The organism is Marinobacter adhaerens HP15, from assembly GCF_000166295.1.
Classification (GTDB): domain Bacteria; phylum Pseudomonadota; class Gammaproteobacteria; order Pseudomonadales; family Oleiphilaceae; genus Marinobacter; species Marinobacter adhaerens.
In genome coordinates, this window is record NC_017506.1 from 3,552,893 (window position 1) to 3,576,331 (window position 23,439).

20 protein-coding genes are annotated in these 23,439 nt (G+C 59.3%); 5 read left to right on the top strand and 15 right to left on the bottom strand.

The features are described 5' to 3' along the window. Positions 1-6 precede the first annotated feature (6 nt). Positions 7-372 carry a histidine triad nucleotide-binding protein gene (locus HP15_RS16770; protein ID WP_014578564.1) on the top strand — a complete coding sequence of 122 codons (366 nt, stop codon included), beginning with the start codon at positions 7-9 and terminating at the stop codon, positions 370-372. 152 nt (positions 373-524) lie between these two features. Here HP15_RS16770 and phoU read toward each other — a convergent pair whose 3' ends face one another. The 5 genes from phoU to HP15_RS16795 all read right to left on the bottom strand — a co-directional run bounded on the left by phoU (position 525) and on the right by HP15_RS16795 (position 6,013). Next, on the bottom strand, positions 525-1,247 hold the full coding sequence (gene phoU, locus HP15_RS16775) for a phosphate signaling complex protein PhoU (protein ID WP_008172965.1): 723 nt from the start codon (positions 1,245-1,247) through the stop codon (positions 525-527). Between the two features lie 33 nt (positions 1,248-1,280). Continuing rightward, a complete protein-coding gene (gene pstB / locus HP15_RS16780) occupies positions 1,281-2,168 on the bottom strand; it encodes a phosphate ABC transporter ATP-binding protein PstB (protein WP_041645688.1) in 888 nt (295 codons plus the stop codon). A gap of 11 nt (positions 2,169-2,179) precedes the next feature. Continuing rightward, positions 2,180-3,454 (bottom strand): phosphate ABC transporter permease PstA, encoded by a 1,275-nt coding sequence (pstA, locus tag HP15_RS16785; RefSeq protein ID WP_014578567.1) that lies wholly within the window; start codon positions 3,452-3,454, stop codon positions 2,180-2,182. Continuing rightward, on the bottom strand, positions 3,447-4,835 hold the full coding sequence (pstC, locus tag HP15_RS16790; RefSeq protein WP_014578568.1) for a phosphate ABC transporter permease subunit PstC: 1,389 nt from the start codon (positions 4,833-4,835) through the stop codon (positions 3,447-3,449). Before pstC ends, pstA begins: the two co-directional genes overlap by 8 nt. A 137-nt stretch (positions 4,836-4,972) precedes the next feature. After that, the gene (locus HP15_RS16795) at positions 4,973-6,013 is read right to left on the bottom strand and encodes a substrate-binding domain-containing protein (RefSeq protein ID WP_169702178.1); all 1,041 of its coding nucleotides are present in this window, start codon (positions 6,011-6,013) and stop codon (positions 4,973-4,975) included. Between the two features lie 197 nt (positions 6,014-6,210). Here HP15_RS16795 and HP15_RS16800 point away from each other — a divergent pair, with 197 nt between their 5' ends. Next, entirely contained in the window at positions 6,211-6,615 is a 405-nt protein-coding gene (locus tag HP15_RS16800) for an acyl-CoA thioesterase (protein WP_008172970.1), read from the top strand. 12 nt (positions 6,616-6,627) lie between these two features. Here HP15_RS16800 and HP15_RS16805 read toward each other — a convergent pair whose 3' ends face one another. The 6 genes from HP15_RS16805 to HP15_RS16830 all read right to left on the bottom strand — a co-directional run bounded on the left by HP15_RS16805 (position 6,628) and on the right by HP15_RS16830 (position 15,020). Continuing rightward, on the bottom strand, positions 6,628-7,620 hold the full coding sequence (locus tag HP15_RS16805; RefSeq protein WP_014578570.1) for a dihydroorotate dehydrogenase-like protein: 993 nt from the start codon (positions 7,618-7,620) through the stop codon (positions 6,628-6,630). Further along, positions 7,613-11,206, bottom strand: coding sequence for a pyruvate:ferredoxin (flavodoxin) oxidoreductase (gene nifJ, locus HP15_RS16810; RefSeq protein ID WP_041645690.1), 3,594 nt, complete (start codon positions 11,204-11,206; stop codon positions 7,613-7,615). The genes HP15_RS16805 and nifJ overlap by 8 nt, the downstream gene beginning before the upstream one ends. A gap of 110 nt (positions 11,207-11,316) precedes the next feature. After that, complete coding sequence (locus HP15_RS16815) at positions 11,317-12,435, bottom strand: tRNA-queuosine alpha-mannosyltransferase domain-containing protein (protein WP_014578572.1); 1,119 nt, start codon at positions 12,433-12,435, stop codon at positions 11,317-11,319. An 11-nt stretch (positions 12,436-12,446) separates the two neighbouring features. Then, entirely contained in the window at positions 12,447-13,631 is a 1,185-nt protein-coding gene (locus tag HP15_RS16820; RefSeq protein WP_041645692.1) for an MFS transporter, read from the bottom strand. Then, positions 13,628-14,425: an ABC transporter permease gene (locus tag HP15_RS16825; protein ID WP_041645695.1), complete on the bottom strand. Its 798-nt coding sequence runs from the start codon at positions 14,423-14,425 to the stop codon at positions 13,628-13,630. Before HP15_RS16825 ends, HP15_RS16820 begins: the two co-directional genes overlap by 4 nt. Continuing rightward, positions 14,412-15,020, bottom strand: a complete 609-nt coding sequence (locus tag HP15_RS16830) for an ABC transporter ATP-binding protein (RefSeq protein ID WP_041645697.1) — start codon at positions 15,018-15,020, stop codon at positions 14,412-14,414. Before HP15_RS16830 ends, HP15_RS16825 begins: the two co-directional genes overlap by 14 nt. An 89-nt stretch (positions 15,021-15,109) precedes the next feature. On the opposite strand from HP15_RS16830, the gene HP15_RS16835 reads away from it, so the two are divergent. Further along, entirely contained in the window at positions 15,110-15,736 is a 627-nt protein-coding gene (locus HP15_RS16835) for a hypothetical protein (protein ID WP_014578576.1), read from the top strand. Positions 15,737-15,743: 7 nt separating this feature from the next. On the opposite strand, the gene arsJ is transcribed toward HP15_RS16835, so the two are convergent. The 3 genes from arsJ to HP15_RS16850 are packed head-to-tail and all read right to left on the bottom strand — an operon-like array spanning position 15,744 to position 18,754. Continuing rightward, entirely contained in the window at positions 15,744-16,937 is a 1,194-nt protein-coding gene (gene arsJ / locus HP15_RS16840; RefSeq protein WP_014578577.1) for an organoarsenical effux MFS transporter ArsJ, read from the bottom strand. A 1-nt stretch (position 16,938) separates the two neighbouring features. Then, positions 16,939-17,943, bottom strand: a complete 1,005-nt coding sequence (locus HP15_RS16845; protein WP_014578578.1) for an ArsJ-associated glyceraldehyde-3-phosphate dehydrogenase — start codon at positions 17,941-17,943, stop codon at positions 16,939-16,941. Between the two features lie 46 nt (positions 17,944-17,989). Continuing rightward, positions 17,990-18,754 (bottom strand): metalloregulator ArsR/SmtB family transcription factor, encoded by a 765-nt coding sequence (locus HP15_RS16850; protein WP_014578579.1) that lies wholly within the window; start codon positions 18,752-18,754, stop codon positions 17,990-17,992. A gap of 91 nt (positions 18,755-18,845) precedes the next feature. On the opposite strand from HP15_RS16850, the gene arsB reads away from it, so the two are divergent. Both arsB and HP15_RS16860 read left to right on the top strand, forming a co-directional pair. After that, a complete protein-coding gene (gene arsB / locus HP15_RS16855) occupies positions 18,846-19,916 on the top strand; it encodes an ACR3 family arsenite efflux transporter (protein ID WP_014578580.1) in 1,071 nt (356 codons plus the stop codon). Positions 19,917-20,045: 129 nt separating this feature from the next. Then, positions 20,046-20,843 (top strand): undecaprenyl-diphosphate phosphatase, encoded by a 798-nt coding sequence (locus HP15_RS16860; protein ID WP_014578581.1) that lies wholly within the window; start codon positions 20,046-20,048, stop codon positions 20,841-20,843. Positions 20,844-21,077: 234 nt separating this feature from the next. On the opposite strand, the gene uvrD is transcribed toward HP15_RS16860, so the two are convergent. Then, positions 21,078-23,243: a DNA helicase II gene (gene uvrD, locus HP15_RS16865; protein ID WP_014578582.1), complete on the bottom strand. Its 2,166-nt coding sequence runs from the start codon at positions 23,241-23,243 to the stop codon at positions 21,078-21,080. Between the last annotated feature and the right edge of the window lie 196 nt (positions 23,244-23,439).

Consider the following 23,439-nt stretch of genomic DNA (forward strand, 5'->3'; position numbering starts at 1 on the left):
GCCACCATGTCAGAGACGATTTTCACCAAGATCATCAACCGGGAAATTCCCGCGGACATCCTGTACGAGGACGACATCGCCCTCGCCTTCAGCGACATCAACCCCCAGGCGCCGGTTCATTTCCTGGTCATCCCGAAAAAGGCCATCGCCACCATTAACGACATCACCGAGGAAGATCGGGAACTGGTGGGGCATCTGTATCTGGTGGCAGCGAAGATTGCCCAAGAGAAAGGCTTTGCCGACGACGGCTATCGCGTCGTCATGAACTGCGGGGAAAATTCGGGGCAGACGGTGTTCCACATCCACTTGCACGTTCTTGCCGGCAAACCTTTGGGCTGGCCGCCTTATACCGACAAGATGAAGCAGGCCTGATTTTCTAGGCTTGGGTGGAGGGACGGCATGTGGGCTGGTAGTGCTGTTTGGGACTATCTTTCGCCAAGGATGGCGAAAGCTAAGCGCGCATGGATGCCTTGAGCGTGTCCCAAACAGCACTACCAGCCCGCTTGCTCCCTCCAAAGCAAAAATCAGCGTCCGACCACCTTCTCAGCTTCTTCCACCGGCGTATGACGAACGTCCTCGCCTTTGACCATGAAGATCACGTTCTCAGCAATGTTACATGCGTGGTCACCCACCCGCTCCAGGGCACGGAGCACCCACATTACGGACATGCACCGTGAGATGTTGCGGGTGTCTTCCATCATGAACGTCAGCAAGGTACGGGCCGCAGCCTGATATTCCTCATCGACACGCTTGTCTTCCTTCATGATCCGCAACGCCTGCTCGGAATCCAGCCGGGCAAAGGCATCCAGGGCATCGTGAAGCATGCTGAGCACGTGGGTGCCAATGTGGCGTACTTCCACATAGCCCCGCGGGGCCTGGCCCTCTTCCTGCAGCTTGATCGCCAGCTTGGCGATTTTCTTGGCCTCGTCGCCAACCCGCTCAAGGTCGGCCACCATCTTGATGACCGAGATCACCAGACGCAGATCCCGGGCCGTCGGCTGGCGACGGGCGATGATCAGGGTGGCTTCCTCGTCGATTTCCACTTCCATCCGGTCAACTTTCTTGTCGTTGGCACGGATTTCGTCAGCCAGATGACCATCGCCATCCACCAGGGCCAGGATGGCATTATCGACCTGGGCCTCAACCATGCCGCCCATTTTGAGGAACTCGGTCTTGAGTTCCATCAGTTCGTCATTGAACTTGTGGGAGATGTGATCCCCGTAAACGTCGTCCTTCTTTGTAGGCATACTGTTCTTCTCCAAAATTCCTCAGGTCCGGAATCAGCCAAAACGGCCGGTGATGTAGGACTCGGTCAGTTCATGTTCCGGCGAGGTGAATACCTTGTTGGTCTCGTTCACTTCAACCAGGTGTCCCAGGTGGAAGTAGGCCGTACGGTGAGATACCCGGGCCGCCTGCTGCATCGAGTGGGTCACGATAACGATCGTGTAGCTTTCGGACAGCTCGGCAATCAGCTCTTCCACTTTGGCGGTCGCAATAGGGTCCAGGGCCGAGCAGGGCTCATCCATCAGCACCACTTCCGGGCTGACGGCAATGGCACGGGCAATACACAGACGCTGTTGCTGGCCGCCGGACATGCCGGTTGCGTTGGCGTCCAGGCGATCCTTTACTTCTTCCCAGAGGCCGGCCTTGCGCAGGCTGTTTTCCACTATCTCGTCCAGATCCGACTTGCGGTTGGCCAGCCCGTGAATCCGGGGGCCGTAAGCCACGTTGTCATAGATGGACTTGGGAAAGGGGTTCGGCTTCTGGAATACCATACCGACCCTGGCCCGCAGTTCGACCACATCCCGCTTGGGGTCGTAAATGTCGTGGTCGTCCAGTTGCAGGGAACCCTTCACACGACAGATATCGATACTGTCGTTCATGCGATTCAGGCAGCGCAGGAAGGTGGATTTGCCGCAACCGGATGGGCCGATGAAGGCAATGACTTCGTTACGGCCAATATCCAGGCTGATCTTCTTGATCGCGGGGGCATCCCCGTAGAATACCTCGACATCCCGAAGCTTGAACTTGGGGTCGTCCGAGTATGGCTTACCAACGGTCTTGCCTTCCTCGATGATGGTTTCAGCGGGCTTCGATTCCTGAACTGGCACGGCAACCTCGTCCGGTTGGGTAACTTCACTGGTAATGGTTGTATTCACACTATTCATCTTGATTCTCCTTACCACCGGCGCTCGAGACGTTTGCGCATCCAGATGGCCAATGCGTTCATACTGATCAGGAAGGCCAGCAGCACCATGATGGCTGCCGACGCTCGCTCAATAAAGGCCAGCTCCGGGCTGCCCGCCCACAGGAACACCTGCACAGGCAGCACCGTCGCCGAATCGAAGAACCCGTCGGGTACGTCCACAATGAACGCCACCATACCGATCAGCAGCAGCGGTGCGGTTTCACCGAGTGCCTGCGCCATTCCGATGATGGAACCGGTGAGCATGCCAGGCATGGCCAGCGGCAGCACATGGTGCAGAACTACCTGCATCTTGGATGCACCGATACCTTCAGCGGCCTCGCGGATCGAGGGCGGAACGCTTTTGATCGCGGCCCGGCTGGAAATGATGATGGTCGGCAGCGTCATCAATGTCAGAACCAGACCACCAACCACAGGAACCGAACGTGGCATCCCGAACAGGTTGATAAACACCGCGAGGCCAAGCAGACCAAAGATGATGGACGGCACCGCCGCCAGGTTGTTGATATTTACCTCGATGAAATCGGTGAATTTGTTCTGGGGCGCAAACTCTTCCAGATAGATCGCGGCCGCGACACCGATCGGGAACGACAATATCAGGGTGACGAACATCGTCAGCAGCGAACCGACAATCGCCCCGAGAATACCTGCCTTGGACGGATCACGGGAATCGCCGCCACTGAAGAACACATCATTGAACGATGTCTCGATAATGCCCCGCTCCAGAAGATCATCTACCCAGGCTTTTTGCTGGTCGTTCAGCTTGATCGAGTAGGCATCATCCCCTGCATGCTTGACGTAGACATCCACATCAGTGTGCGTGAGAAACGTCATGGTCTGGGTGGTACCCAACCACTCGGGATTTGCCTTCAGGGCATCCCGGAGCGTCACCGAGGCGTAAGGGTTGATCAGCTCGCGAACCTGTTTCCGGTCGTCCTCCGTTGCTCCGGGGATCTCCTTGATCAGCGCCTGAACCAGAGGCTCGACAAAATCGGCCATCTTGATCTGGCGCTCGTCCGTGGGATCATCCAGGTACATCATCTCACCATCCAACTGCACATCCATGGTGATGGTGGTCTTCACGAAGCCGGTATAACCCTTGCCGATGATATCGGTGAACAGGATTAACAGAGCCCCCAGGGCAATGGCGATGGCCAAGATGCCGTAGGCGCGGAAACGGCGTTCCTTACGGTAGCGGCGCTTGAGCGACTGGCGGACAATCTCCGCCTGTGAACGTTGGTCAGTCATACTGTTCCCGATATTTGCGTACGATTTTCAGTGCAATGACGTTGAGCAACAGGGTTGCCAGGAAGAGCATGGCGCCCAATGCAAAAGCGGCCAGCGTCTTGGCGCTGTCGAATTCCTGGTCACCGGTAAGCAGGGTCACGATTTGCACGGTCACGGTGGTAACGGTTTCCAGCGGGTTGGCCGTCAGGTTGGCCGCCAGCCCTGCGGCCATGACCACGATCATGGTCTCGCCGATCGCCCGGGAGACCGCCAGCAGAATACCGCCCATGATGCCGGGCAGCGCAGCCGGGAAAATTACCTTCTTCATGGTCTCGGACTGAGTGGCGCCAAGTGCCAGAGAGCCATCACGCATAGCCTGTGGCACGGCATTGATCACGTCATCCGACAAGGAAGACACAAACGGAATGATCATGATGCCCATAACGGCACCGGCGGCCAGGGCACTCTGGGATGACGCCTCGATACCCATGGAGGCGGCCACATCGCTGATAAATGGCGCTACGGTCAGGGCGGCGAAGAAGCCGTAAACCACGGTGGGAATACCCGCCAGCATTTCCAGCAACGGCTTGACCACACCGCGCACTTTTCTACCCGCGTATTCCGACAGGTAAATAGCCGACAGCAAGCCGACCGGCACGGCCACAACCATGGCAATGGCAGAAATCAGCAGAGTGCCGGTAAACAGGGGGATCATGCCAAAGGCACCCTGGGAAGCTACCTGATCAGCACGAAGGGCGGTCTGAGGACTCCAGTGACTACCAAAGATAAATTCGGTGAACGGGACCTTGCCAAAGAAACGAAAAGTCTCGAACGCCACCGAGAAAATGATTCCGACGGTCGTCAATATAGCCAGGGCTGCACAGGCGAAAAATACCCACTTGAGAATGGACTCAACCTGGGAACGGGCATTCAGCCGCGGACGGATTCTCAACCAGCCAAGGAAACCGGCGAGCACGGCAACCGAGATAACAAGGCCAGACATCAGGAACCGACTCTGCGTGCGCAGCGTCTGTAAACGCTCGGCGGCCTCGGCTATCGGGGCTTCAACAAAGCCCGGAGGCAAGGCTCCGCTGGCCACATTGCTGATTTTGCTCAACAGCAGGCTCGCTTCACCGTCGGTCGCCGGAATCATGCCGTCCGGCAAACCACCAATAACAATCAGCTGAATGACTTTGCCCTGAAATGCGGCCCATAAACCGAGCACGATGAGGGCCGGGATACCACTCCACAATGCCGCTCTGGCTCCGTAGTAGAAAGGGAGGGATTTGAGATGACGGATCCCACCCAGCGGCATCGCCAACGACCGGGAGCGAGCGTAACCGAGCCAATAGGCTACGATCGCCAGCACCAGAGTCAGTAATAAAAGATTAGCCGGTTGCATGAAAATTCCTGTATTCGACTTCGGATTGGCGCACAGTTTACAGATTCAGGTCCGCACTGGCACCGGATCGTCCAAACGTGCAAAAGGTGCGGGCCTCCAACGAGACCCGCACCTCCATTCTTGACCGGACGACGGTGTTACTTGAGCTCGTCCAGGGTCAGGTTCGGCATGCTTTCTGCCTTATCCATCAGGTCCATCAGCGCAGCACGGGGCGGCACGATCAGGCCTACATCTTTCAGGTAGCCGTTCTGGCCCATGGCAGCGTTACTGATGAACTCGCCAATGTATTCCTGGATTCCCGGGACCACACCAACGTGGGCCTTCTTCACGTAGAAGAACAGTGAACGGGCCACCGGATACTCATCCGCAGCAATGGCTTCGGCAGTCGGGATCATACCGTTCAGGGTGGCAGCCTGCAGACGGTCTGCGTTTTCTTCCAGGAAGCTGTAACCGAACACGCCGTACATGCCGGTATCACCGATAAGCTTCTGCACGATCAGGTTGTCGTTCTCACCCGCTTCGATAAAGGCGCCGTCTTCACGAACGCTTTCGCAGATGGAGGCGTGCTCGTCCTTACCCAGATTGGCGGCTTCAGGCAGCTGGTCACAACCTGCGGCCAGGGCCAGCTCGTTGAAGGAGTCACGGGTACCGGAAGTCGGGGGCGGACCCATTACACGAATCGGCTTGTTCGGCAGGCTGGAGTCAACATCGCTCCAGTTTTTGTTCGGGTTGGCTACCCACTCGCCGTTAACAGGCACTTTGGAGCCCAGGGCCAGGAACAGCTGCTCGAGGGTGATATCCAGGTTCTCGGCTTCTTTGGAGCTGGCGATCACAATGCCGTCAGAACCGATACGGAACTCGGTAATGTCTGTAACGCCGTTGCTCTGGCAGAGCTCAAGCTCGGAGGTCTTCATACGGCGTGAAGCGTTGGTGATATCCGGGTGCTGGGTACCAATACCCTGACAGAACAACTTGAGACCGCCGCCAGAACCGGTGGATTCCAGCTTCGGAGTGCTGAAGTCGGTCTTGGTGCCAAAACGCTCGGCAACAACCGTGGCGAACGGATAAACGGTAGAGGAACCCACGATGCTGATGGTGTCACGGGCCATGGCCGGTGCAGACATGGCGGCAACGGAGCCAGCCAGTGCTACAGTCGCGAGTGCTTTGTTCAGTTTCATCACGTCAAGTCTCCATTATTCGGTTTGGACGTTGTGTCGGATGTGTTTTACCGATGTGTGCAGACTAATGGCACTCTGTGACAACTTTGTTACAGCTTCTGAAATATAGTCCGGAATGTTCAAATTTGCTTGCAGCGGTGCCTCAGCCCGCTACCATGCGTGTTAAAACAATTCCAGGCTCGCAAGAAGGCAGTACTATGACAGCGTTAGATGATGACAAACCCACGCCCCGTGGCGAACTCACCCTGCAGATTATCCCGCTCCCCTCAGACACCAATGCCAATGGCGACGTCTTCGCAGGCTGGCTGGTAAAACAGATGGATCTCGCCGCTGCGACCATGGCCGGACGGATTTCCCAGGGCCGTAACGCCACCGTGGCCATGGACCGGATGGAGTTCCTGTCACCGTTGCGAGTAGGTTCTCAGGTAGGTTGCTACTGCGAACTCGTCGATATCGGCCGCAGTTCCATGAAAATCAGCGTGGAAGTGTGGACCCTTGACCGCACTGCCAAGAATCCACGTAAGGTCACCGAGGGTCTGTTCGTCTACGTTGCCATTGATGAGCACGGTCGGATCCGCGAGGTGCCGGAGCAGGTTCTCTGACCCTGATCCGCTCTAGTTCCAGCCGTGCAGAAGGCGGGCGTAGTTGAGACGCTCCCAGGTTCGGGCATTGGGGGCGTTCGCCATTGACAGAACGCCCCGGGCTTCCGCCAGCGAGCGGTATCCCATTCCGGAGAGCCGAGCCGTCATTTCCCGGGTAATCCTCGACAGGGCGCCAGCACCCTCCGACAACACGGCCGAGACCACCTGCACAGCGGAAGCGCCCGAAAGGATGGCTTTTGCCGCATCGTCACCACTGTGAACGCCGCCCGAAACTGCCATCTCCAGTGTTGTCTGGCCATACAACATGGCGGCTGCGTGTAACCGCAACGGCAGCTCCGCACTGGTCGACAGCACCACCTCCCGGCTTAACTCCAGCTCGTCCAGATCCATATCCGGCTGATAGAACCGGTTGAACAAAACCACGCCCCGTGCTCCTGACTCTTCGATACCGGCGACGAACGCAGGCAAGGCCGAGTAGAAAGGCGACAGCTTGACGCTGACCGGAATGCTCACCTGCTCAGTCACTGACCTCACAACCGAGAGTTGCCTCTGTTCCAGTGCCTCCGCAGTTTCCTCCGGATCCGAGGCCAGGTCGTAGAGATTCAGTTCGATGGCATGGGCGCCCGCCGCTTCCAGCTCACGTGCATGCCGGGTCCAGCCACCCGCTGAAATACCGTTGAGCGAGGCAACCACCGGCACACCCAGTGAATGTCGCAACAGCTCCAACCGCTGCAGGTAGCTGTCCGATCCCATCTCGAAGAGTTCGGATTCGGGAAAAAACGATCGGGCCTCGGCGTCCATGTTGATCCGCGAATCAATAAACCGGTGAGCCGCCAGCTGCTCCTCCACAAGCTGCTCCTCGAAGAGGGAATGCATCACCACGGCACCGGCGCCAGCGTCAACACAGGCCTTCAGCGCGTCCAGGTCATCGGTCAGGGGGCTGGCGCCGACCACAAGGGGCGAGCGAAGCTCCAACCCCAGCCAACGGGTTGCCAATTCAGTCATGACGTTCACCCTTTTCGTTGTCAGCGTCAGAAGTTTCATGGGGCTCGAAGTGGATCCCCGCCAGCTGCTTGTAGAGCTCACGCTGCTCAGTTGCAGCCTCAGAAGCTGCCGCCACCAGCTGTTCGTAACGTTGGGGATCCCGCAGCTCCAGCATCCGGAACCGGGCCTCTTCCTGCATGTAGGCTTTCATGGTGACTTTCTGGCGCAGGGAGTCCAGCTGCAGGGGCGGCAGCCCTTCGTGGATGCGCCGGGGATCAAACCGGTACAGCGGCCAGGCCCAGCTGTCTACCGCCCGCTTCTGCTGTGCGGGCGAGTGCACCAGGTCGTAACCGTGGGCAATGCAGGGGCTGTGGGCGATGATCAGTGCCGGGCCGTCGAAGCTCTCAGCTTCCTGCAGGGCCTTGGTGGTGTGATTGCTGTGGGATTGCATGGCAATCTGGGCCACGTAGACGTGACCATAACTCATGGCCAGCAGACCCAGATCCTTCTTGCGAGTAGCCTTGCCGGCGGCGGCGAACTTGGCAATTGCACCCATGGGGGTGGCCTTAGACTGCTGCCCACCGGTGTTGGAATAGACTTCGGTATCGAGTACCAGCAGTTTCACATTCTGACCCGAGGCCAGGGCGTGGTCGAGACCGCCATAACCAATATCGTAGGCCCAGCCGTCGCCCCCTACTACCCAGACACTCTTCGGGCAGAGTTCATCGGCCAGGCTGTCCAGCTCCCGGGCCTCTGGCGTCTGCTTGTCCGCCAGCCAGTTCCGCAGTTGCTCAATCGCTGTGCGTCTGGCTGCCATTGCCGATTCATCAACGGTGGTGCAGGCGCTGGTCAGCTCCGGGTAGAGTCCGTCAGGCAGTTCTTCCCGGAACCCTTCCAGTAACTGCCGGGCCCGACCGACAAGCTTGTCCAGCCCCAGACGCATGCCCAGGCCCAGTTCCGCCGCGTCCTCAAACAACGAGTTGTTCCAGGTAGGACCACGGCCGTCGGCGTTCACTGTGTAAGGCGTGGTGGGCAGATTGCCACCATAGATCGAGGAACATCCGGTGGCGTTGGCAATCAGCAACCGATCGCCCACCAGCTGGGTCAGCAGACGGATATAGGGTGTTTCACCGCAGCCGGAGCAGGCGCCGGAATATTCAAACAGGGGAATCAGCAGCGGCAGCGATTTGAAGTCCCGGGGGATACGATCCCGGGGCACATCCGGCAATTGCCGGAAAAACGCCAGGTTCTCTGCCTCCACCTCACGGTACGCTTCGATCGGCTGCATATTGATGGCTTTGCGTTTGGGCTGGGTGCGGTCCTTTGCCGGGCAGACCTCGACACACAAGCCACAGCCGGTGCAGTCATCCGGCGCCACCTGAATCCGGTAATCCAGGCCCTCCAGTTCAGACGTCTGGGTTTCCGGCACCACCTCGAACGCCTCCGGCGCCCCTTTGACCGACTCGGGCTCAAACACCTTGCTGGTGATCGCGGTGTGCGGGCAAATCATCGCGCAGAAGTTGCACTGCACGCAGAGGTCGGATTCCCAGATCGGGATTTCCAGGGCGATGGTTCGCTTCTCGTACTGGCTGGTTCCCGTTGGCCAGGTACCGTCCGGCGGGAACGCGCTGACCGGCAGTTTGTCCCCCTGCCCCTCCAGTAACAGGCGAGTGACTTTCTGCACAAAGTCCGGCGCATTCTCGGGCACCCTTGGCGGTCGGGTGCGGGTGGCCGTCACCTTGTGCGGGACCGGCACCTCATGCAGGTCGTCCAGGGCCGAGTCCACAGCTTCCACGTTGCGGCGCACCACCTCCGGCCCACGGCGACCCCAGGTTTTGCGAATGGATTCCTTGATATGGGCAATGGCCTCTTCCCGGGGCAGGATATCTGCCAGGGCGAAGAAGCAGACCTGCATCACGGTGTTGATCCGCCGCTCCAGACCCGCCTTTTCCGCCACCTCGGCGGCATCAATCACGAACAGCCGGGCCTTGCGCTCGACCAATACCCGCTGGACTTCGACCGAGAGCCGATCCCAGATCTCGTCCTTTGACCAGGGCACATTGAGCAGCACCGTGGCACCCTCGGCAGCGTGTTCGAGCACATCAAACCGCTCCAGAAACTGGGGCGCGTGAATGGCGACGAACTGGGCCCTGTTGATCTGGTAACTGGAGCGGATCGGCAGCGGCCCGAACCTCAGATGGGAGACAGTGGTAGCGCCGGATTTCTTGGAGTCATAGACAAAATGGCCCTGGGCGAACAGCTCCGTGCCCTCACCCAGGATCTTGATGCTGGCCTTGTTGCTGCTGACAGTGCCATCGGCACCGAGACCGAAGAACAGCGCCCGGCGGGTTTTCGGGGATTCAATATCCAGTTCGCTATCCACCTCCAGCGAAAGGTGGCTGACATCGTCCCGCACGCCCACGGTAAAGCGGGTTTTCGGCGCTTCGGCTTTCAGCTCGTCGAAAATAGCGCAGACCATGGCCGGGGTAAATTCACGGGAAGACAGACCATAACGGCCCCCGATCACCCGTGGCAGTACCTTCCGATCGCCCCGACTGTAGGCCTCCATCAAGGCACCACTCACCTCCAACAACAACGGCTCGCCCTGGGCCCCCGGTTCCTTGGTGCGATCCAACACCGCGAGATGTTCGACGGTGTCGGGCAAAGCGTCCAGAAAACGCGCCGTGGCAAAGGGTCGGAACAGGCGGACCTTGAGAACCCCGACCTTCTCACCCTGCTCCAGCAGCCACTCCACCGTTTCATGGGCGCATTCGGCCCCGGAACCCATCAGGATGACCACTCTGTCGGCCTCAGGGTGCCCAACATAATCAAACAGACGGTATTGCCGACCGGTAATACCGGCGAAACGGTCCATCACGGCTGCCAGCTTCTCCGGAAAGGCCTCGTAGAAAGGATTAATCGCTTCCCGGGCCTGGAAGAAGGCGTCCGGATTCTGGGAGGTGCCCCGAACCACCGGTCGGTCCGGCGTCATCCGGCGACTACGATGCGCCTCCACCCCTTCGTGAGATACCAGCGCCTGCAAATCTTCGTTACTCAGCGCTGCGATCTTGGAAATCTCATGGGAAGTCCGGAAGCCGTCGAAGAAATGCATCACCGGCACCCGGCTTTCCAGGGTGACGGCGTGGCCGATGGCCGCAAGGTCCTGGGCCTCCTGTACCGACCCCGAAGCCAGCAGGGCGAATCCGGTACCGCGGGCACTCATTACATCGGAATGGTCACAGAAGATCGACAAGGCATGGGTGGCGATGCTGCGCGCAGCAATATGCATGCAGAAGGGCGACAGCTCACCGGCAATCTTGTACAGATTGGGCAACATCAGCAGCAGCCCTTGGGACGCGGTAAAGGTGGTCACCAGTGAACCGGCCTGCAGTGCCCCGTGCATGGCACCGGCGGCACCAGCCTCGGACTGCATTTCGACCACACTGGGCACCTGCCCCCAGAGATTGGGTTTGCCCAGGGCCGCCCAGTCATCGGCATGCTCGCCCATGACCGAGGCAGGGGTAATGGGATAGATGGCAATGGTCTCGCTCAGGCGATAAGCCACCGAAGACACCGCTTCATTGCCATCGAGGGTATGAAACTCCATGGCCACGACTCCTTGTGGTGAGGCCGAAAGACAGTTCTGAGTCTAGTATCGGCCGGGCCAACCGCAAAGGATCGGGATTGATCTGAGACAGATTTGAAGAAGAAACAGGTTCAGGAACTGGCTGATCCTGCCTGAATCAAATCCTGGAACAGGGAATGATAATCGCCGGCCAGGCTGGATGCCCGCCAACCCTCCGGCGGGCAGGCCAGAAGCTGTCCTTCCAGCAGCTGTTCAAGCGTGTCGGCAGCCACTTCAGCCTCCAGCGCCGCATCTTCCTGATGACTCTCATAGCGACACAGATCCGGCACGTACTCGCGATAGGCCAGGCGATCCGGCGCCAGTGGCACGCAACCTGAAGCCATGGCTTCCAGCATCGACAGCCCCTGGAAATCGTGCAGTGCCGTGGAGATCACAATATCGGCCTGACGCAGCAACTGATCATAGTCTTCACGATTCTCGAGAAACCCCCAGTGTTCGATGCAAGGACCAAACTGTTCCCGGATCCGGTCAAATGCCTTCGGATAGCTGCGAAATCGCTCACCCACCACACTCAACCTGAACGGCATCGAACGCTGGTCCAGCACCTGCAGGAACTTCAGCAGACGATCAGGCCCCTTGTCGTATTCCCAGCGATGGTTCCAGAGCAGATGGGGGCAGGCCCGGTTCATAAGTGACCGGCGATCAGCAAACAACCGGTCCTCGATCGGCACCGGTATCACGCGGGACTTGTCACGCAGCGTTTCGATCAGTCCTTCGGGCACTTCATCGGGCAACTTCTTGAGGAAAGAGTCGGCGCCTGCCAGGAAACTGTTCCGGTTCCAGCCACTGTTGAATACCACACAGTCGGCAGAAAGCGCGCTATAGAGGTTCACCATCTGCGGATCGGCACTGGCGTTCTGGCCACTGGATACCGGGAAGGCGAACTGGTTTTCATGCATGTACAGCAGGCAGGGGGTATTGGCTAGGCGCGGATGTAGCCCCCGCAAGGTTGCCAGGTCCACCATGGAGGTGGCGATGATCAAATCCCAGGATTCCTGCAGGAGTGGCTCGTTCAGCCAGCTCAGTGGATTGCCACGGATACGCCAGCGGAAGAACCTGGGCGGCAGAACAAGACTCTGCCATTCATAACGCGGAAACATGGCGCCTAACTGCTCCCGCCAGCGCCTGTGACTGGCGGCATCGTAGCCAGACAGAAGGAGTATTCTCGGCGTGGTTCCAGAGGTCGTCATACGATGTCTCACTAACCAGCCTGAACCTCAGGCCGAGCCCGGGAGAGCGCGCAAAGCCCGAGCACCGGACCGGGGAACAGCAAGAGAACCACCCAGACATTCAACTGGCCCCAGAGCCCACTGGTCAGCCAGATGGCAGGCAGCGTCAGACCAAACCCGACCGCATTCATCACCGCCAGAGAGGAGCCTACCGACTCCCTCGGTGCCGTTGCCGATGCCAGCGCCGAGAATTGAGGTGAATCGGCAACCACAGCAATGCCCCAGACTATCAGCAAAACGATCAGCAAGGCCGGCGATAGTCCGTTCAGCCAAGGGTAAACCAGGCAGAAGGCTCCGGACACCATCAGGGCTCGCCGGGCCACCCATTCACTACCCCGTGTTCGGCTGAGCCGGCCACCACCGACGCAACCTGCCGCACCAATGCCAATGACAGCAAACGACAACCAGGGAATAAGTGAGTCACTCTGCCCCATCCGCTGCAGCTCCCGGCCGATGAGCAGGGGGGTTAATGTCCAGAACGCGTAGAGTTCCCACATATGGCCGAAGTAACCACCGGCCACTGCCCGGAATCTCGGAATGCGCAGAGCCGCCAGCCCCTGGCTGAGGGGCAATCGCCCGCTGCTTTTAGGCAGGTGCGGGCCGTCACCCAGCAGAAACACCAGCAGCCCTCCGGCCACGGCAAGACAGGACGCTGCCATCAGAGGCCACTCCCAGGGCATGCCCAGGGTTGCTCCGCGCATCAGGTGTGGCAGCGCCGTTCCCAGTGTCAGCATGCCCACCAGCCAGGCCAGGGCAGCCCCGGCGTACTTTGGCGTCCAGGCGATTACCATTTTCATGCCCAGGGGATAGATGCCGGCCAGACACAGCCCGGTGGCAAAGCGCAGGAGGAAATCGAGCGGCGGCGCACCGGCAGCGAAAATAAATCCACCGTTAACCAGAGCCCCCAACAGGCTCGACAGCGCAAAGATCCGACTCGCGCCAAAGCGGTCGGCCAGGCCGGTCACCGCAATGGTCAGGGTGCCCGCGATAAACCCGGCCTGCACCGCCAATGTCAGCCGCCCGAGATCACTCTCGGTCAGGCCCAGCTCGCCGGCCAGCGACAACCAGACACCGTTGATACTGAACCAGAGCGAGGTGCCGAAAAGCTGGGCCAGAACGATCACAGGGAGGGGGTAACGTCGTAGCAGGTCGATCATTGTTTCACCAGTCGGTCCAGTCGCAGGCGCTCCCGGTCGTCGAACAGTCTTCGCCCGCCCCAGGAAACTGCCATCAGGGCACCGAATCCGGTGCCGACGGTGATGATCAGCATCACCAGAATCTGGTATTTCACCGCCACTGCCGGCGGGCTGCCTGCGAGAATCTGGCCGGTCATCATACCGGGCAGGCTGACGATACCGGCAGCGGCCATGGCGTTGATGGAAGGCATCATACCACTGCGCATGGCGTCCCTCCGGATATCCTCCAGTGCCTGCTTCCAGGTCTGGCCCAGCATCAGGCGGTTTTCGATGACGGCCCGCTGCCGCCAGACCGATTCGTTCAAACGATCCAGCGCCAGGCTGACGCCTGTCATGGTGTTTCCGAGCATCATGCCCAGAAGGGGAATGGCGTACTGTGGGGTGTACCAGGGGTCTGGGCCGATCACTACCGAGAGCGCCAGTACCGTCACCGAGAAGGACGATACGAACATCGATCCGGTGCCGATACCGAACGCCCACCAGCCCTGGAGTCTTCGGCCCTGACGCGCAACAACCTCCCGGCCGGCAACCAGAAGCATGACCAGGGCCATCAGGGCGATCCAGTAGAACCCGGACGACGCAAACAGTGCCTCCAGAACCAGCCCGATCAGCGCCAGCTGAATCACTGTTCGAAGTGCAGCGATCAACAGGTTTCGGGTAATGCCCAGTCGGGCCAGATACCCCGTCCCAGCCAGGGCGAGCACCAGCAGCGCCGCCAGCCCCAACTTCCACCAGGCCAGATCAATCACTTCCATCGGCGCGCTCCAGACTGGTGCCAATAATCCGGTAATGGGCATCGGCCACCCGATGAATCTGGCCAACATCATGGGCGACCCAGAGCACTGCGATCTGCCGCCTCCGGATTTCCTCAAGCAACCAGGTTTCAATCGCTTCTGTGCTGTCGTTGTCGAGGTTGGCGGTGGGTTCGTCCAGTAAGAGAACCTCAGGCTCAAGCAGCAGGGCCCGCCAGAGCGCCAGCCGCTGCCGCTCACCGGAAGACAACCGGCTTACCGACCACTCCATAACCTCGGGCGGGAAGCCCAGCGCTGACGGCAAATCTGCCTTCACATGATCCGGGAAGTGACCTCCAACCTCATCAAACCACCACTGGCTGTCTGCCGGCACCATCACCACCCGGCTTCGCCATTGGTGGGCGGGCAAATCCTCCTGGCAGGTATCAGCCACAGACACGGTGCCCCCATGGGGCTCCAGGTCCGCCACGGCTCTCAGCAGCCGACTCTTGCCACTGCCTGACGGACCGGACAGACAGACAACCTGTCCACCAGGTACCGTCAAAGACACGTTACTGAGAGTGCCAACACAGAGATTTTTCAGGACCAAATCTGTCAAGATAGCCTCATCAGGGCTCGCCAATGTTCATAACGGATATACCATTGCACAGTGTCCTGCCAACAACCAGCCACACAGGCCAGGGATGTATGAAGCTTCGATCTCTTGTTACGTTCACACTGGCAGCTGCACTGATTGCCCCGCCGTTGGCAGCAGAAGTCAGTCTGGCACCGTTTGCCGGTTTTCGCATGAGCAGTTCGGTGGATATCGAGACCGCTGGCGCCAGCACCTCAGACCAGATCGACTTCCGGGATTCCGCCAGCCAGGGACTGGTGTTCAATTTTGATCTGGCAGAGCCCGGCAAACAGGGAGAGATTTATTTCGGCCAGCAGAGCACCTCGGCCCGACTGGACAATGGTCTGTTTGCACCGGGCCTGGATTCCATCGACCTGACCATCTACCAGCTCCAGTTCGGCGGGCTGTATTTCCCGGGTGGCCAGAATCACGGCGGGTTTGTCTCTGGTGTGTTCGGCGTTACCCGCCTAGAGCCGGACGATTCACGGTATGAAACCCACCACCGGGCCGCCCTGTCCATTGGCGGCGGGTACCAGTTTTTCCTGACGGAACAGCTGCGCCTGAGGCTTGATCTGCGTGGCGTTTACACAGCCCTGAACTCGGGCGGCTCCGCGTTTTGCTCCGGCGGCTGCGAACTCAGATTCGACAGCAGCGGCTACCTGCAGGTGGAAGCCGCCGCAGGGCTGGCCATTCGGTTCTGAAGCCCGGTCAGGCCGTCACTGGCCGACGCTCCGGCAACAAAACCGACAGCAACGCGGCCATGGCCACCAGACCCGACGATATCCACAAGCAGGCCTCCAGCCCCCAGGCCTGGTAGACCCAGCCGGACAGAATCGTTCCCAGCAATCGCCCGGCCGCATTCGACATATAATAGAAACCCACATCCAGCGACACCCCATCCCCACGGGCGTAGCTAACGATGAGATAGCTGTGCAGGGAAGAGTTGACGGCAAACAGCACGCCAAACAGCAGCAGACCACCAACAATCACGATTTGGGGTGACCAGCCCGCCATCAGGCCAATGGCAATCGCCGCCGGAATCAGCGCCAGCGCTGCTGCCCAGAGCACAGCAGGCTGTTTGCCTTCCATGTTGCCGGTGATGCGCGGGGCAATGGTCTGGATAAAGCCATAGCCGATAATCCAGCTCGCCATAAAGCCGCCTACTTTCCAGAAATCCCAGCCAAAGACCGTGTGCAGGTATACTGGCAAGGCCACCACAAACCAGACATCCCGGGCGCCGAACAGAAACATCCGGGCTGCGGACAAAACGTTGATGGCCCGGCTTTTGGAGAGGATCTCGCTGAACTTCGGTTTGGCTTTGCTCTTGCCCAGATCCTGTCCCAGCAGGAACAGGCTGGACAGCCAGACCAGTCCCAAAGCCACCGCCATGATAATCACGGCACCCTTGAAGCCGGCCGCCATCAGCAGGAGCCCACCGAGGAAAAAGCCCACACCTTTGAGGGTATTCTTGGAGCCCGTCAGAATGGCCACCCACTTGTACAGGGTGCCCTGCTGCTCATCCGGCACCAGCAGCTTGATGCCGCTCTTGGCGGACATCTTGTTCAGATCCTTGGCAATGCCTGAGAGCGCCTGCGCCGCCATTACCCAGGGCACGGTCAGCATCGCCGCCGGTACCGCCAGCATGGCCAGCGCCACAATCTGCAGGAACAACCCGATGTTCATGGTGCGGTTCAGCCCCATGCGGGCGCCCAGGTAACCACCCACCAGATTGGTGACCACCCCGAAGAACTCGTAAAAGACGAACAGCAGGGCGATTTCCAGGGGCGAGTAGCCCAACTGGTGAAAATGCAGCACTACCAGCATCCGCAGGGCGCCATCGGTAAGGGTGAAAGCCCAGTAGTTGCCGGTGATTACCAGATACTGTCGGATGGCAGCCGTCATATCAGGCCAGACCCACCCTGCGCGCCAGTTCCGCGGTGCGGTTGGCGTAGCCCCATTCGTTGTCGTACCAGGCGTAGATTTTCACCTGGGTGCCATTCACCACCATGGTGGACAGGGCATCGACGATGGAGGAACGCGGGTCGGTCTTGTAATCGATCGACACCAGCGGTCGCTCTTCGTAACCCAGGATGCCTTTGAGCTCGCCTTCCGCGGCTTCTTTCAAGAGCTGGTTTACTGTATCCCTGTCCGTGGCCGTTTCAACTTCAAACACGCAATCGGTGAGCGACGCATTGGTCAGCGGAACGCGCACTGCGTGGCCATCCAGACGCCCTTTCAGCTCGGGGAATATTTCGATAATCGCCGTTGCCGAACCGGTGCTGGTAGGAATCAGTGAACTCCCGCAGGCCCGCGCCCGGCGCAGGTCCTTGTGGGGCGCATCAATAATGGTCTGGGTGTTGGTCAGGCTGTGAATGGTGGTGATAGAGCCGTGCTTGATGCCCAGCTTCTCGTGAATCACCTTTACCACCGGTGCCAGGCAGTTGGTGGTGCAGGAAGCAGCGGTCACAATGCGGTCGCTGGCCGGCTCGAAAATATCGTCGTTCACACCAACCACAATGTTCTTGGCGCCCGCCTCCTTCACCGGTGCGGTGACCACGACGCGTTTCACGCCCTGATCCAGATACGCCTGCAGGGCACTGACCTTCTTGTTGACGCCACTGGCCTCGATCACCAGATCGCAGCCGGACCAGTCAGTTTCGCCAATGGTGCGGTTATGGGTCACGCGGATGCGCTTCCCTTCGATCTCGATCTCCGTTCCATCGGCTGTTGCGTCATGGCTCCAACGACCATGGATGCTGTCAAAGTTGAGCAGATGCGCCAGCGTAGCTGCGTCGGCACCCGGATCGTTGATGGCTACAAACTCCATGTCTGGCCAGCCCCAGGCGGCCCGCAAGGCCAGACGACCGATACGGCCGAATCCATTAATGCCTACTTTGATTTTGCTCATAATCTGCTCCTGATGGACCTGTTCCCTGAATTTAACCGCGCGGGCACTACAGGCATTGGACAGCCGGGCGGTCTGCCATGGCCAGCAATCGCGCCAGCGGGCTCTCTATCAATTGTTCGTTATGGCTGGCGGTTTCATCGAGCACCCGGGCCAACCACTGTGGAATTCCCGGGCTGAGGGAATAGTAGATCCACTGGCCCCGACGCTCCGTGGCCAGCAGGCCTGCATCCCTCAGAGTGGCCAGATGCCGGCTGACCTTTGGCTGGGGCGCCTCAAAGGCTTCCGTAAGCTCGCAGACGCAGAGTTGTTCCTGGCTTCGAATCAGCAGCAGGGCTGCCAGGCGTAAGTCGTCAGCCATGGCCTTGAATACTGTAACCGGGTCATAGCTGGCGGGTTTTGGTCCGGTTTTTTTCTCATGCACCATTGCGAACAGCGCAATGCGCTCTTTGATTTCCTTGAGAGTGAGGGCGAAGGTGGAGTGGCGGTTTGCCGGTACCGGATCGGCAAAATCCCAGGCAATCTGCTGGGCCGGCTGGCAGACCGTGCCGCACTCGCTGGAGGCTTTCTCGCAGAGGGTAATCACGTAATCCCAATACTGTTCCTTCAGATCTGCCAGCTGCTTGCTGTGTAAGCCTTGGGTGGAGATGCCGGCTTCCTCCAGCACCTGCAGTGCTATGGGGTGGGGCCTGGTTGGCTCGGTACCGGCGCTGGCGACTTCAAACCGGTCCCCCGCCATGTCGCGAAGCAAGGCTTCTGCCATCAGGGAACGGGCACTGTTGGCGGTACAGACAAATAGAACGCGGCGCTTCATATCTGGAGTTCCGTATATTCGGTTTTATGAATATCTAATTTTGTGCATAATAGATTCAGCGTCCCTACGAGTAAAGGAATCATCAAACAGGATGAGCACCAACACAGAAATAACCCGGGCTGAAGACGCCGACGGCGGCATGGATTTGTTCGGCAAGTTCCTGTCGGTATGGGTGGCCCTGGCCATCATCGCCGGCGTGGCGCTCGGTCAGCTCGCACCAGTGGTACCCGAAACCCTGTCCCGTTTCGAGTACGCGCAGGTCTCCATCCCCATCGCCATTCTGATCTGGGCAATGATTTTCCCGATGATGGCGCAGATTGATTTCAGTGCAGTGGTCGGCGTCAGAAAAGAACCGAAAGGCCTGGCGATCACCACCATCGTCAACTGGCTGATCAAGCCTTTCACCATGTTTGCCATTGCCTGGTTTTTTCTGATGGTGGTGTTCGAGCCATGGATCGCTCCGGGACTGGCCAGCGAATACCTGGCTGGCGCAATCCTGCTAGGCGCGGCGCCCTGCACCGCCATGGTGTTCGTCTGGAGTTACCTGACGAAAGGCGATGCCGCCTACACCCTGGTCCAGGTATCTCTCAACGACATCATCATGCTGTTCGCCTTCGCGCCAATTGTTGTTTTCCTGCTGGGCATTTCGGACATACAGGTGCCCTGGGATACCGTGCTGCTGTCCGTAGTCCTGTACATCGTGATTCCGCTAGCGGCCGGGTACCTGACCCGCCGCGCCCTGATCTCGCGGCACGGTCAGCAATGGTACGACGACGTTTTCATGAAGCGCCTCAGCCCGGTCACCCCGGCGGCGCTGATCGTCACTCTGGTGTTGCTGTTCGCCTTCCAGGGTGAAGTGATCCTGAACAATCCCCTGCACATTGCACTGATCGCCGTGCCGCTGATTGTTCAGACTTTCCTGATTTTCTTCCTGGCCTACGGCTGGGCGAGGCTGTGGAAAGTCCGCCATTGCATCGCGGCGCCAGGCGCCATGATTGGTGCCAGCAACTTCTTCGAACTGGCCGTGGCCGCCGCCATCGCACTGTTCGGCCTGCAATCCGGCGCAGCGCTGGCAACCGTCGTCGGGGTTTTGGTGGAGGTACCTCTGATGCTGGTGCTCGTTCGCATCGCCAACAAGACCCGGGATAGGTTCCCGGCATAAATCGCGGCGGCCACCGCCGGGCTTTTGGTCACGGCGCTGGCCTCACTCGCATTACCTGTTCAGCTCACCGTCACCCTGCTAATATCGCGGCCACATTTCTGACGTACTGAATCTGACGGAATCCACGCAATGGACGTTTTCCAGGCCCTTTTCCTTGGCCTTCTCCAGGGACTGACCGAATTCCTACCCATCTCCAGCTCCGCTCACCTGATCCTCACCCCGGCGCTGTTCGGCTGGACCGATCAGGGCGTAGGCTTCGACCTGTCGGTGCACGTCGGGACCTTGCTGGCGGTTGTGCTCTATTTCCGGAGGGATGTTTTTGGTATTGCCCGGGACGGAATGATTTCCGTCAGCCGCCGCAAAATCGTTGGCCAGGGCGCCCTGGCCTGGTACCTCGTCATCGGCACCATCCCTGCGGGCCTGGCCGGCCTGGCGTTGCTCGATATGATCGACAACGAACTGCGGGCGGTGGAAGTCATCTTCTTCACCACCCTGTTCTTCGGCCTGCTGCTCGGTCTCGCCGACTGGCTGCCCAAACGTCAGCGCACGCTCGACAAACTGAACTGGAAAGACGCCGTCCTGGTAGGCATTGCCCAGGCCATGGCTTTGGTCCCCGGGACGTCTCGCTCTGGCGTTACCATCACCGCCGGTCTGTTCCTGGGCATGACCCGCGAAACCGCCTCCAGGTTCTCATTCCTGTTGGCAATCCCGATCATCGTGCTGGCATCGGCAGTGAAACTGCTGGAAGTGGCAACTTCGGATGTGATCGTCGACTGGAGTGGTTTTCTGATTGGCGGAGTGACCTCATTCCTGATGGCCATTACCGCAATCCACTTCTTCCTGAAGTGGCTCAACAAGGTAGGCATGTGGCCGTACGTTATCTATCGGATTGTTCTGGCGGGCGTGATTTACGCAGTTCTTATGTAAACGCGGCGCCCAGCAAAGAGTCTGAAGCGCAGGGTTGGGGTGGCCTTTCCAAAACTGTGCGGAGCCAAGGATGGCGGAGCCCAAGCGCCACATGGGTGAGGCCGAGCGCTTATGAAGCGAAGCTTCATGCGACAGCCGAACGACTGCAATCTGTGATTGCAGGCTGGACCCCGGAGGGGTGCCGCAAGGAGCGTGTTTTGGAAAGGCCACCCCAACCCTGTGCACGCACCCAAACTAGCAGGCCTCCAACGGCGCATACGCCAGAACCAGCCACTTGGCGCCCTCATCAAAGTTCACCTGCACCCGAGTATGGTGCCCGGTACCCTCCGAATTCATCACGATGCCCTCGCCAAACTTGGGATGGCGTACGCGCTGACCCAGGCTAAAGCCTGACTGCTGCGCCGAATCCTGGCTGAACATGCTCTCATTCGGACGCTCGACCATGGCCGGACGGGTGACGGTATTTCGCAGCCGTACTTCCTGTAGACAGTCGCCCGGAATCTCCCGCACAAACCGGGACAACGCGTTGAACTTTTCCTGACCGTACAAACGCCGGGATTCGGCGTAAGTGAGTACCAGCTTCTTCATTGCCCGGGTTATGCCTACGTAGGCCAGTCGGCGCTCCTCTTCCATGCGACCCGGCTCTTCCAGGGACATGCCGTGGGGAAACAGCCCCTCTTCCACACCGGCCAGGAACACCAGGGGAAACTCCAGGCCCTTGGCAGAGTGCAGGGTCATCAGCTGAACGCTGTCTTCATGATCCCCGGCCTGGGACTCACCCGCATCCAGAGCCGCCTGGGCGATGAATTCCGACAGCGCGTCGACCCCATCCTCCACTTCGTAATCAGACAGGGCATTCACCAGTTCCTCCAGGTTTTCCACCCGGGCCTGGCCTTTCTCGCCTTTTTCGCTGGCGTGATAATCCTTCAAGCCGCTGTTTTCGATGGTCTGTTTCATCAGGCCATGCAATGACGCATCGCCGACCATTTCGGAGAGGCCTTCGATGATCGCAATGAAAGACTGCAGGCCGGTTTTGGCCCGGCCTTTCACCTGCCCGGCGTCCAGCAGCCGCTCGGCGGATTCCCACAAGGAGATGCTTTGCTCGGTGGCGTATTCCCGAAGTTCAGCGAGACTTTTTGCGCCTATGCCACGGGGCGGCACATTCACCACTCGCTCAAATGCTGCATCGTCGCGGCGATACTGGACCAGCCTCAGGTACGCCAGGGCGTTTCGGATTTCCTGGCGGTCGTAGAAACGCAGACCTCCATAGACCCGATAAGGGATCCCCTGGCGCATCAGGGATTCTTCCAGAACCCGGGACTGGGCGTTGGAGCGATAGAGAATCGCGGATTCACTGCGCAGATTGCCGTCCTGCACCCAGGCGGAAATGCTGTCGGCAATGTAGTTGGCTTCGTCCTGCTCGTTGAACGCCGCGTACAGGCTGATCGGTTCACCTTCAGGACCGTCGGTCCAGAGCTCCTTGCCCAGCCGGCCCTGGTTGTTGGCGATCACCGCGTTGGCCGCCTTCAGGATCATCTGGGTGGAGCGGTAGTTCTGCTCCAGACGCACCAACCGGGCATTGGGGAAATCCCGCTGGTACTGCTGGATGTTTTCGACCTTGGCGCCCCGCCAGCCGTAGATAGACTGATCGTCGTCCCCCACCACCGTCATTGGCACGCGATTGCTGGCCAGCACCTGCAGCCAGGCGTATTGAATGGTGTTGGTGTCCTGAAACTCGTCCACCAGGATATGCTGGAACCGGCTCTGGTAATGGGCCAGCAGCTCCGGGCGATGCAGCCACAGTTCATGGGATCGGAGCAACAACTCGCCAAAATCCACCAGACCACCCTGCTGGCAGAGTTTTTCGTACTGGCGATAGATCTTCAGCATGATCGACAGGAAATGGTCGCCCGGATTCTCCTGGATATGATCCACCCGCAGCCCTTCGTCTTTCTGGCTACTGATAAACCACTGGGCCTGCTTCGGCGGCCACTTGCTCTCATCAATCTGGTTTTCCCGCATCACCCGCTTGATCAGCCGCAGCTGGTCGTCACTGTCCAGCACCTGGAAGTTCTCCGGCAAGCCAGCGTCTTTCCAGTGCGAGCGCAGCAGACGGTGCGCGATGCCGTGAAAGGTGCCGAACCAGAGGCCGCGAGCCGGAATGTCCATCATCTGCTCAATGCGGTAACGCATCTCCTTGGCGGCCTTGTTGGTAAACGTAACCGCCAGGATGCCAGTGGGCGGTACCCGATCCACGGTCATCAACCACGCAATCCGATGGACCAAAACGCGGGTTTTGCCGCTACCTGCGCCGGCCAGAACCAAGAGGTGATCGTTCTGAGCGGTAACAGCTTCACGCTGGGCATCGTTCAACGGATCGATGATGTGGGAGACGTCCATAAAGAATCGGTTCGCTACTGGTTAAATAAACAGGTCTGAGAGTATAACAGGAGAAATGCGGGATTTCTTTTGGGCTTGGGTTAGCCCTTTTCTTGAGGGGAAAAGCACGAGGGCGGGGCTCTGTTCAGGACACGCTACGAGCACATCCATGTGCGCTTGGCTGTGGCCATCCCTGGCCACAGACAGTCCTGAACAG